The organism is Chryseobacterium mucoviscidosis (assembly GCF_002177115.1).
Classification (GTDB): Bacteria; Bacteroidota; Bacteroidia; order Flavobacteriales; family Weeksellaceae; genus Chryseobacterium; species Chryseobacterium mucoviscidosis.
Genome location: NZ_MVAG01000024.1, coordinates 26933 through 39526 on the forward strand (window position 1 = coordinate 26933; position 12594 = coordinate 39526).

Genomic DNA, 12594 nt, shown 5'->3' on the forward strand with positions numbered 1-12594 from the left:
GACAAGCTCAGTCTGACACCGCCACAAAACAAAAGTTAGTATTAGGAATGTTATGCTGAATGATTGTCATCCTGTAAAGGATCTAATAATGTTTTTATCAAAAAGACTTCGACAAGCTCAGTCTGACACCGCCATAAAACAAAAGTTATTATTAGGAATGTCATGCTGAGCCTGTCGAAGCATCTTTCAAATTATAATGAAGTAAAAGATCTTTGCTCTTTTAGGAGCAGAATCTGTGTAGAAATAAGAATAAGTCTATCAATCAATCCGTAGGATTGATATCTGTAATACGATAAATGTTCTAAAGATAGCGTTCCTACGGAACGCTGAATCTACTCCTAATATGATTTCTACACAGATTCTGGCATTTTACTGCAAACTTTAATAACAAAATCCGCAGAAACTTTCTGCGGATTTTTATCTCTATAATTGTATAATTTTTAAAACGTCATTCCCACACCTCCGGAAATTCTTCCTCCGTCGCTTCCGTAGAAATAGTTCAGTCTTGCAGAGAACATTTCTACAATACTCAGCCAGAAACCTGCGCCTACAGACTGATGCCATTTTTTAGAGTCTTCATTGTCATTCCACACTCTTCCGACATCATATCCCAGTAAAACGCCCATGTTTGCCGGAACAATATTGTTTTTTACCCTTCCGAAATCCCAACGGATCTCCGAGTTATTGGTAAAATAGGATTTTCCTGAGAATCGGTCGTTTCTGAAAGCTCTCATTCCATTGTTTCCACCGATGGCTGCTGCCTGATAAAAATCAAAATTGTTATTGTTGATCCACATTCCGTTGCTGGAGTTGGCAAAAACAAAATTTCCGCGGCTGTCTAATCTGTGATCTATGGAAAGCGTTCCTTTTAAGATCAGAAAATTTCTTTTGGTATCGGCAAGATTGGTTTTCCAGTCTGCATTTACTTTAAATTCCATTCCCATGGTCGGGAAAGCATTGTTATCCAGATTTTTATAGCTGAAGGTGTAATTTCCTCCTGCAAACTGCTGATTATCGAAAACTTCAGGTCTTACATCGGCAGAAAGATCCACAAAGCGGTCGCCGTTTCGCTGTACTTTATTATTTTCAAAAGTCAACTGAAACTGATTGAAAACATTCGTCCAGCTTTTCTTGGAAACGGAAGGTGCAAAATTGATCTTTGAAATTCTTGCCCTGTTGAATCTTCTGTCTTCTGCTTCCTTATCGTAAAAACTTTCATTGGATAATCCGAAGAAATTTTCGGCGAAACGCGGTGTGGTAAATCCTGCGTCAAGATTAAAATCCCAGCTTCCAATGGCTTTTTTAAAGATCCCCTTATAATAGGCATTAAAACCGCCTGTTGCCGTATAATAATTAACTTTCAGGCTGTGCTTTTGGGTAAAAGGAGAGCGGATAAAATTGTTGACCGTGTAATTAACCAACGCACCGAGAATCACTCCGTCATCCGGATTGAAATCTGCATTCGGATATCCTGCTACAAAGTTGTATTTCGGATGTTTATAGTTGTAGGTATTGATGTCGTAATCGTCGGAAATATTTTTCGTCGCACCATTTGTATTGTAGGTATTTTTCTGAGATTTAAAATCATAGATCTTTACTTTGCTTCCATTGGCAACATTGTAGGTATCGTGATTGTATCCTCCGATAAGTCGGATGTTCATTTTAGGTCTTCCGTCTCCGGAAACTTCGTAGATATCATCATCTTCCAGTCCGTAAATCCACAGTTCCTTTGTTTTGGAATCGTCATATGTTTTTTCGAAAACCAGTTCCGGATTTTCTTTGTTTTTGTCTAATTTATATTGCTTTACATTAACGGTATTTGCCGTTTTTGTAATCACAAATTTATCAGGATTCACCGTTCCTGCAAGAGGAACTTTTTCCTGCAGTACCTCATAATATTGCGAAGCGTAGGTTTCTAATTTTGTCTTTCTCAGTTTCAGTTTTCGCTGAATATCTGCAATGGTTTCATCCTGAACTTCTTTCGGAAGATTGGCAAAGGTTTCATCAATATCTTTATCCGATAAATGTTCCTGTATGTATTTCGCCTGTGCAATCCAGTCTTCCTGCGTAGAACCTTTCAGGAATACCAAATCCAGAGGATAAGGTTCCATAGCAAGCCATTTTACACTTTTAATATCATCTTTAAAGGTTTTCATATGGTGGATTGCCGGAATATTCATAATGATTTTAAAAGCAGCTCCGTCGTATTTACTGAAAGCCTGATCTCTGTCTTTGGCAATCGGTTTGTAAATTACCTTATCACCTTCTTTGTATTCCGCCCATTTCCATTGGTCAGAATGTCTGTCCCAGTCGCCGATCAGCATATCAAAAATTCTTGCTCTGATGTAGGTTTCTTTATCTACCGAGTATTTATAATTTTTACCGAAATTCTTTAAGACATCATCTGTGGAAAGAATATCCGTTGCGTTATCCAGTGAAGCGAGTGTTTTAGGATCGGATGAAAAACGTTCTTCCACCATATAAAATTCGTCCCCGTAATTGAGATTGTATTCTCCCAGAGCTTTTTGTTTAGGAATGTAAAACAACCGCGGATTGCTGTGGAAAAGATCAATTTTATCCGCCATATTTCCGATGGCAAATGGTGTAAACGGATGATTGGTTGTATAAAAATCCAAAAGGAATTTTTCAGGAAAGGTATTATTGAGCTCGTTCCCGAATGTACTTTTCTTAAAAGCCATGTTGTTCAGAAAACGCACAGCACTTTTTTTAACGCCTCTCATTACAAATTCCTGTCCGTCCTGTGCTTTCAGTCTTAAACTGTTAGACTGGTTTCCGCCGCCTTCACGAAAAGGAGTATAACCCCCGTCAAGTGTTGAAATGTTTGCGGTCGGAGCTTCAATAGGCATTCCGTAATATTTTCGGTAATGTTCTCCCCAAAGCCACGTATAAAATTTTCTTTTTTTCGTTAATTTTTCAGGATAAATGGTTGAGGTTATCGCAGAAGGAAAAGAATTCGGGTAATTATTAACAAATTCTTTCGGCTTATCGATCACCTGAATGTGCGAAAGCTGTTCCAGCGCATTGTTTTTTGTTGAAAAATATTCTACATCCGAGCTTTTGTCTTTTCTGATATTCAGAACTGCAAAACCGCTTCCTCCATAAGAAAAATCTGTTTTCTCGCCAATTGTTGCAGGATCTACCTTAGAACCGGCTCCGCTTACGATCTGTCTGATGTTTCTGAATTCATGATACTGTAAATTATGATCGTGTCCCGAAACAAAAATGATGTTTTCCTTTTCCTGAACAATGCTTTTTATTCTGTTGGCTAAATCTGCATAATGCTGGTTGTTGAGATCTTCAGGGCTTACTCCCGATGAACTTCTTACCACATTAATGAGACTGGCAACTCCCGGAGCCGGAATTTTACTTTTCAGCGGAAAAAGATGAGATTTTGCAGAGGTGTATCCTGCATGAGTTCCGCTACTGATAATCGGATGATGCAGCGCAACGATAATTCTTTTGTCCTGATTTTTATTAATTAAATCTTTAAACTCTGTGAAAAGATCTTCCCGCGTTTTAATATCGCAGTTTTTATTAATTCCCGGATAGTTGTTCCAATTGACGAGAGCCCATTCCGTGTCGATTACGATCAGTTTAATGTCCTTGGTAAGATTAATATCATCAATCGGGCATGAATTTTTAGGAAGAAATGCTTTTTTATCGTTTAAATAATTTTTTACGAGTTCTTCCTGCGCTTTTAAACCGTCCAATCCGTTGTACCAGTCATGATTTCCCGGAATAACAAGCGTTTTTCCTTTAAAGTTTTTTACAATGGATAATTGATCTTCCAGTTTCTGTTTTGCCAGTGGATAATTTTTATCAGATTCTTTTGGCATTCCGGAAGGATAGATATTGTCGCCCAAAAAGATCAGCATCGAATTGCTGTCTGCTTTTTCAAGCTGGCTTTTTAACAGATTCAGGGTGTTCTGAGCCTGTGCTTCGTCTGCATTTCCGGCATCGCCTACGAGAAATATTTTAAAATCGGTGGCAGATTTTATATCAGAATTTTTAATTTCAGATAAGTTTTTACCCTTTTTTACGTTATATGTTGCGCAGGAGTAGAGAACTCCGGCAGACAATGCTACTCTGATGACAACAGACGTATTTTTTAAATGAGTTTTAAAGGATAAATTCATAAATTTACAATAATAAAATTTCGGTGATGAATATTTTACAAAAAGCCAAAGACTATGTCGAAACCTTATTCAAAGATAAACTATCTTCAGTATATTCTTATCATAATTTTATACATACTACCTTCACAGTAAATAAGGCTGAAGAAATTCTTAAAAACACTCAGGTTTCTGAAGAAGATCAGGAGAAAGTAGTTCTGGCTCTTTGGTTTCATGATACAGGGTACATAGAGTGTGCCAAAAATCATGAAGAGGCAGGAGTAAAGATTATGAAAGATTTTCTGCAGCAGGAAAATTATCCTGCAAACTATATCGAAGATGTTTCCAAGCTTATTTTGGCAACCAAAATAACGTATGTTCCGCAGAATCTTCTGGAAAAAATAGTGAAAGATGCAGATTGCAGCCATTTTGCAAGCCACGATTATAACGATATTTCCGATGCCCTCAGAAAAGAGTGGGAGCTTACCAATGTACGCTGCTATTCTAACGACGAATGGAACGCCGGAAATTTGGATATGCTGAAAAACAAACATCAGTTTTATACAGAGTATGCAAAAAAAGAATGGCAGCCTCTGAAGGAGAAAAATATTAAAAAAATTGAAAAGAAGTTGGAAAAAGACGAGGATAAAAAAGAGAGTTCTGAAAATAAAAAGTCAAAGGAGAAGGAACCAAAATCCGACAGAAGTGTAGATACGCTGTTCAGAGTGACTTTAAGCAATCATACAAGACTGAGTGATATTGCCGACAGCAAAGCGAATATTCTTCTTTCTGTAAATGCCATCATCATATCAGTTTGTCTTTCTGTTTTGGTTCCGAAACTGGATACGCCTAAGAATTCTCATCTTATTATTCCAAGTTTTATTTTGCTGGCTTCTGCGGTTCTTACCATCATTTTTGCCATTTTATCCACAAAACCGAATGTCACCAAAGCAAAATTCAGTTTACAGGATGTTGCCGACAGAAAGGTGAATCTTTTATTCTTCGGAAATTTCAACAGGATGATTTTTGATGATTATCAGGATGCAATGAATGTTCTTATTAAAGACCGCGATTATATTTACGATTCTATGGTGAAGGATTTGTATTTTTTAGGAAAGGTTTTAGACAGAAAATACAGGCTTTTATCCATTACGTACCAGATTTTTATGGCAGGAATTGTAATTTCTGTTCTGTCTTTTGCGTATGCGTTTTTAAGTCTTTAGATAAAATATCAACTTAATAGGAAAGCTCACCCGGTTGGATGAGCTTTTTTATTGTACTAAAGATACTCTTAAAGCTAAAAGTCCTGTAATTCCCTGCAAATCTTCTACTTTCAGGAATTCTATGTCGTTTTGGAGAATTCCTTTCTTTTGCAGTTTGTTGATGTAATCGAGATATTCTCTCTGATTTTCCATCCCGAAATAAACGATGGTTATTTTTCCGGGGCAGGTAATTCTGTCGTCTGAATCTTTTACGTGGGCTTTATCCAGACGTTTTTTAATGATTTCATAGTACGAATTATAAGCTCCGTCTACATCAAAACGCTTTTCGTCCATTCTGAAGCGGATGTCTATTTTTTCATTATATACAAAAATCAGCGAAGCAATATTGAGACAAACCGGAAGATCTTTTTTGAAATTTCGGAATTCAATTTCCATATTGCAGATGGTTTTTAACTGCCAGTAACGAAGTTTGTTAACAATTTTTGGATGGTAATGAAGATCCGGCGCAATGTTTTGTCCGGTGTACAAATTATGCTCCACCCCGTCTGATTTAAATCTTTCATAATAATGCGGAAAAATCTGCTGTGCCTGTATCTGCGCTTCATCCAGAACGTCTGCCAGTTTTCTGTTGACTAACGTTATCGAATCATCCAGGCTTTTTCTATGGGTATAAAAGAGATCGGTCTGGCTAAAAACCTGCGCAAAATAATCTTTTATTTTTGCCTTTACTTCACTGGAAGATTTTACTTCCAGTTTAGCCTGAAGATAAGGATGAATTTCATCTCTCAATAATCCCTGAAACCTCTGTTCGCTGTCTGCTTTGATCTCATTATTTAGTTCGTTTTCGAAAATATCCAGAGCCGGTAAAAATTTTTCTGAGTCTGAAAGGGTTAAATTAAAAATCTCGTAAAGGGATTCAATCTGTTGGTTGAGATCTTCGAGCATTAAATTAAAACGTTTTTCCGAAGAAGAACGGATGTCTGAAAATCCAAAGAGCGGGGTAAGGTTTTTAAATGAAATTTCTTTTAAAGAATATATTTTATTGCCAAGAGAAGCGTTGAAATATTTTTCGGCTTCATTTCTGAATTTCCATACCACGCTGTTGTGGATGGTGGTATATTCACGCTGAATGATGGCTTCAATCTGATAATTTTTTTCAAAGCTGAATCTGCTCAGCGAGAAAATAATCATGTTGCTGAACGATTCCATTTTTTTCAGTTTAAGACCATTGAAGCTGTTCGGAATAGGAGAGGTAAACTCCATGATAGCCAAAAGCTCGTTGTCTTTCACGATCGGGATAACCATAAAACTGTTGATGTTGTTTTCCTTTAAGATACTGAAAGAAGGTTTCATTTTCGCTTCTTCTTCGAGATGATTAAGGTTTGAAACAACAATAGGTTTCGGGTTGTAGTGAAGATTGATGATGGTACTTTTTCTTGTATCTTCATCTATGGCATTGATCCAAAAGTTCAATACATGATTGGTGAACATATTTTCATACACCGGCATTTTTTCCAGCCGCTGCTCTTTTTTATTGTAAAGCATCAGTCCGAAATTCAGCTCCGGAATATCAAAATACGATTTGAATATTTCAACAAGGTTTTCATCCTGCGAGAAGTTTTCAGAATCTATTTCGATCATGGTAGATTTAAGATCGGAGAGGGCAATTTCACTGGTACAGTCTACAAGAGAAATAATAGTAAACCCTTTTAAAATCCATGATTCCGGCTGAAAATGTTTCTTCCACAGTTTAAAATCATCTAAATTTTCCAGCAAGATATCCAGAATTTCATCGGAAGGAATTTTTGTTCCTTCAGCAGGAAATATTTCGGTAAAATCTGCATTTACCGTAATTTTATAATGCTTCATGATTCCCTGTGCATTAGGAATATCATAATAAAAAGGAATGGTACTTTTTATATCTTTTTTGAAGTAGCTCTGCAAAATAAGACAGCAGCAGAAGACATAAAATTCGTCATCATCAATACCACGCAATCCGATCTCGAAATCTTTTCCGGCATCTTTTAATATTGCCTTGAAACGGTCTGTATAATTAAAGGTGAGATTGGAAAGCGGAACACTTGCCGCTTTTATTTCGTTATTGGTAAGTCCGGTAGGGAAGAGGTCTGCAAGAAGAAGTTTGATGAGGTCTTCATTTTTTTCAAGCAGAGAAATATCCTGAAATCCGTTGCGGAATTCGTTGAAATTTTTAGTCTTTTCAATTAAAGATTCAGCATAATTGGCTCGGTATTCCAAACGGTCATTATATCGAATGTGTTCCAACACATCCAAATATTTTTTGAACGAAATAAAAACCTGAAATGGAGTGTCTTTTTTATATAGCTGTGACACAAAAACTGAAATTTAGAGTAAAGGTAAAAAAAAACCACAACTTAAGGGTTGTGGTTCTCTATTTTAATATGATTTTTTATAATCCGAAAAGTCTTGCAAACAGATCCGGGAAAACTCCAAGAACAACAATGGATGCAATAACAAATACTCCTACGATGTTGTACGTGATCGTTACTTTTTCTGAAGATTTAAATGTACTTTCTTTGAAGAAGAACATGGAAATAATCAGTCTTAAATAATAAGCAATAGAAACTGCTGAACCTAAAACAGCGATCAACACAAGGAAAACTCCGTGTTGAGAATTCATTGCCTGAGAAAATAAAGAGAATTTCCCCATGAAACCTGCTGTTAACGGAATTCCAGCCATTGAAAGCATAGAAACTGATGCAGTGGTTGCCAATAAAGGTTCTGTTTTTGCCAATCCTTTGAACGCTCCGAAAGACGTTTCTCTTTTCAGTTTTTCAACATAAATCAGACACATGAAAACTCCTACTGTAGCCAAAGCGTAAGCAAATAGATAGAACGCCAAATTGTAAGTAGAAAGACTTGTCATTCCGAAGAATACCAAACCGATGTATCCTGCGTGAGAAACTGAAGAGTATGCCAACATTCTTTTTGCATTCGTCTGAGCCAGTCCCATAACGTTTGCCAAAAGCAATGTAATGATTAAAAATACTCCGAAAACATTGATCCAGTTTTCTGTAACTCCGCCAAATCCTATCGTCATTAATCTGAATAATGCGAAAAATCCTGAGATTTTTACCACACTCGCCATGAAAGCGGTGATTAATGAAGGTGCACCGTAATAAACATCCGGACTCCACATATGGAAAGGTGCTAAAGCAACTTTAAATGCCAATGCGCAAAGAATCAGAAGAACACCTAAGATGAACATGACATCTTTAGGGTTTGAAACTCCGAAGTCCTGAATTTTATATAAATCAAAACTTCCTACACTTCCGTAGATAAATGCGATCCCGAATAACAGGAAACCTGTTGCGAATGCACCCATAAGAAAATACTTGATGGAAGCTTCGTTGGATCTCAGATCTGTTTTGTTAGCACCTGCCATTACATATAAAGGAATAGAAAGGATTTCAACTCCTAAGAACAGCGTTACCATATTCTGATATCCGAAAAGGATAATCCCGCCACAAAGAGCGAAAAGCATTAAAGCATACAGTTCAGACTGGTGGCTTCTGTGGTTGCTGAATGCAAAACCGCCCAGAAAGAATAACAATAATGTCGTTACGATTGATATTTTTGTGAATAGCGCAGTATTGGCAGTGTAGTCATACATATGTTTGTACTGTCCGAAGAAAGCACATTCCGGCATGAAACTTACCCATAATGCGATGATTAATCCCAAAATCCCAATGTATCTTGCGAATTTCCCTTGTTCAAAAACTCCTGAAAATAACGCAACAACTGCCGTTAGGAAAACAATAATTAAAACACTCATTTCTTAAAATATCAAATTAGCTTACCATTGATTGGTAGATAAACTTCAACGAACTATTCACCATTTCGATTATCGGTTGTGGGAAAATACCAAATACAATCACAAAAACCGCTAAACTTGCCAATACAGAGAATTCTGCTGCAGAAAGATCTTTTACTGTGCTTAAAACCGCTTCATCACCCTGTCCGAACATTGCTTTTCCGTAGAATCTCAATAAATAGACAGCACAAAGGATTACGGTAAGACCTGCAATTACTGCTGCCAATCCGTTAAAATCATATACCGATTTCAACAGGATAAATTCCCCGATGAATCCATTGGTCAACGGAACTCCCATTGAACCTAATATAATGATCAAGAACAATACGGCAAACTTAGGAGCAACTTTCGCCAGACCTCCCATTTGTCTGATGTCTCTTGATTTAAATCTCTTGTATAAAATATCGCAGCAGTAGAATAAACCTACAACGTTGATACCGTGAGCAAAAGTCTGTACCAAAGCTCCTTCAGCACCTTCGATATTGAAGTTTCCTCTTAAGGTTATTACTGCCGAAGCAAAAATACCTGCCACCATTAACCCAACGTGAGAGAAAGAAGAATATGCAATAATTCTCTTCATATCAGTCTGAATGATCGCAATTAAAGCACCGTGAACAATTCCCACAATAGCTAAGATAATCACAATCTGTCCTGAAATTCCTGCAATCGGAAGGGGAGTGATCGGTAAAAGATAACGCATAACTCCATAGATCGCCATTTTCAGCATGATCCCTGATAAAAGCATCGAACCTTGTGTTGGCGAATAGGTATACGTATCCGGCTGCCACGTGTGGAAAGGGAAAACCGGCAATTTCACTGCAAAAGCAAAGAAGATAAACCAGAATACAACGGTTTGTTGTGTTTCGTTTAACTGTGCATTATATAAATCTGTCAGCGCAAAAGAGGCAGAGTGATTGTATACATAAATCAATCCTGCTAACATGAATAATGATCCAACGAAGGTATAAACGAAGAATTTCGTAGTGAATTCAAATCTTTTATTTTCCTGACCCCAGATTCCGGCAATAAACCAAATCGGAATCAAAGTAACTTCCCAGAAAATGTAGAACAGCAAACCGTCCAGCGAAGTGAAAACACCTACAAGACCGAACTGCATTAGCAGAATTAAACCATAGAATGTATTTCTGTAGTTTACATTTTCATTAAAAGAAGATAAAATAATGATCGGCGCCAGAATATTGGTTAACAATAAAAGAAGTAAACTCATCCCATCGATTCCGAAATGGAGAGAACTCTTCATAAATTGTGACCAAGGATAGTTGATCTCGTGCTGCAATACGCTGTCTACCGTAGGATTAAAATCAAAATCCGCAGTGATGTAGAAGGTAATCAGCATTTGTACCAACGCAATTCCCAGTGCCAAATATTTGCTGGATTTATCTTTCCATGCAAAAACTAATCCCGAACCTACCAGAGGTAATAGTAATAGTGTTAATAATAAACCAGACATTATTGTAATATAAAGTTAACAATCAGTATAATTCCCACAGCCAAAGACATGATTAAGATGTAATTCTCAACATTTCCGTTCTGGATACGCTTCATGGCTTTTCCGCTGTCTTCAGCTCCTTCACCTACGAAGTCCACAAAACGATCAAGAATACCTTTATCAAACATCTTTCCTCCGCGTCCTAATCCTTCAACAGTTTTTACAATTAATGCATTGTAAATTTCGTCAATATATAATTTTTTAGCAGACAGTTTTTCCCATCCTGTGTACTGCTGTTCCGGTAATGCCTGTTTTTTCTTATTCACATAAGTATTTTTAACAAGGAACCAAACGCAGAAGAACATTACAACTGTTGCTCCTAAAAGTATCATTTCAGTCCCAAACGGAACTCCCGAAAGAGTTGCTTCCATTTGTTTAAAGCTTTCCTCGGTAAGAACAGGCTTCAGCCATTCCATTAATTTGGCATAATGACCGTGACCGATGAAGTGAGGAAGGTTAATTAATCCACCCAAAACAGAAAGAACAGCCAATACGATCAATGGTAATGTCATATTCGAAGGGCTTTCGTGTAAGTGGTGTTTTTGTTCTTCGGTACCTCTGAACTCTCCGTGGAAAGTCAGATAGTACAATCTGAACATATACGTAGCCGTAACAGCCGCTAAAACAAATAAAATTACCCAGTACACAGGATTTTTAGCAAAAGCCGCCACTAAAATTTCGTCTTTGGAAATCATCCCTGAAAGCAAAGGGAATCCTGAGATTGCCAATGTTCCGATAAGGAATGTAGCGTGTGTGATCGGAATGTATTTTTTCAGACCTCCCATGAAACGCATATCCTGTTCGTTGCTCATCGCGTGGATTACAGATCCTGCTCCCAAGAACAATAATGCCTTGAAGAAAGCGTGTGTCATTACGTGGAACATCGCTGTTGTATAAGCTCCAAGACCTAATGCGATGAACATGAATCCAAGCTGAGAAACGGTGGAATACGCCAGTACTTTTTTGATATCGTTCTGACGAAGCGCGTAGAATCCTGCCAAAGCTGCCGTTAAGAATCCGATGAATAAAATTACTCCCTGAACGGTAGGTGCCAAAGTGAATAAGAAGTTGGATCTTACCACTAAATAAATACCTGCCGTTACCATGGTAGCTGCGTGAATTAACGCTGAAACCGGAGTAGGTCCCGCCATCGCATCCGGCAACCATGTATATAATGGAACCTGAGCAGATTTACCGGTAGCACCAATAAATAAACTCGTTGTAATGAAAATGATTACCGTTCCGTCCAATTCAAATTTTCCTGCATTTTCTTTGATTGTTAAATAATCCACAGCATTTGTCTGTGAAGCTAACATGAAAATACCTATTAATAAAGCAAGGTCACCAATTCTGTTCATGATGAACGCTTTTCTTGCCGCTTTACCATACTCTTCGTTGGTGTACCAGAATCCGATCAGTAGATAAGAACACAATCCTACACCTTCCCATCCGATGAACAGGATTAAGTAGTTGCTTCCCATTACCAATAACAACATAGAGAAGATAAACAGATTCAGATAAGTGAAAAACTTATAGAAACCTTTATCGTGGCTCATATATCCGATAGAGTAGAGGTGAATTAAAGATCCAATCCCTGTGATGATCATCACCATCATTAATGATAACTGATCGATCTGGAACCCGAAATTAATCTGAACTCCGTTTACTCTGAACCATTCAAAAGCTTTTACAATGACAGGCTGGCTTTCAGAATCAAAATTCATGAAAATACTTACTGCGATGCAGAAAGATGCAAAAACCATTGCTGTAGCCAAACTACCGACAACTATTTTTGGAAGATTTTTTCCGAAAAGTCCGTTTATAAGAAAACCTAAAAGTGGTAAAAGTATTATTGCATACACTAAATTTTCCATT

At 37.3% G+C, this 12594-nt stretch carries 6 protein-coding genes; 1 reads left to right on the forward strand and 5 read right to left on the reverse strand.

The window, feature by feature from the left end:
• Nucleotides 1–440 precede the first annotated feature (440 nt).
• Complete coding sequence (locus B0E34_RS00350; protein WP_087705815.1) at nt 441–4157, reverse strand: metallophosphoesterase; 3717 nt, start codon at nt 4155–4157, stop codon at nt 441–443.
• A gap of 26 nt (nt 4158–4183) precedes the next feature.
• On the opposite strand from B0E34_RS00350, the gene B0E34_RS00355 reads away from it, so the two are divergent.
• The gene (locus B0E34_RS00355) at nt 4184–5356 is read left to right on the forward strand and encodes a Pycsar system effector family protein (protein ID WP_087705817.1); all 1173 of its coding nucleotides are present in this window, start codon (nt 4184–4186) and stop codon (nt 5354–5356) included.
• Nucleotides 5357–5404: 48 nt separating this feature from the next.
• Here the strand turns inward: B0E34_RS00355 and B0E34_RS00360 are convergent, their stop codons facing one another.
• From B0E34_RS00360 to nuoL, 4 genes are all read right to left on the reverse strand, one after another.
• Complete coding sequence (locus tag B0E34_RS00360) at nt 5405–7708, reverse strand: GAF domain-containing protein (RefSeq protein WP_087705819.1); 2304 nt, start codon at nt 7706–7708, stop codon at nt 5405–5407.
• A gap of 76 nt (nt 7709–7784) precedes the next feature.
• Nucleotides 7785–9170, reverse strand: coding sequence for an NADH-quinone oxidoreductase subunit N (locus B0E34_RS00365; protein WP_076393035.1), 1386 nt, complete (start codon nt 9168–9170; stop codon nt 7785–7787).
• A gap of 16 nt (nt 9171–9186) precedes the next feature.
• Nucleotides 9187–10680, reverse strand: coding sequence for a complex I subunit 4 family protein (locus tag B0E34_RS00370; protein WP_087705821.1), 1494 nt, complete (start codon nt 10678–10680; stop codon nt 9187–9189).
• Nucleotides 10680–12593 (reverse strand): NADH-quinone oxidoreductase subunit L, encoded by a 1914-nt coding sequence (nuoL, locus tag B0E34_RS00375; protein ID WP_076393031.1) that lies wholly within the window; start codon nt 12591–12593, stop codon nt 10680–10682. The genes B0E34_RS00370 and nuoL overlap by 1 nt, the downstream gene beginning before the upstream one ends.
• Nucleotide 12594 lies beyond the last annotated feature (1 nt).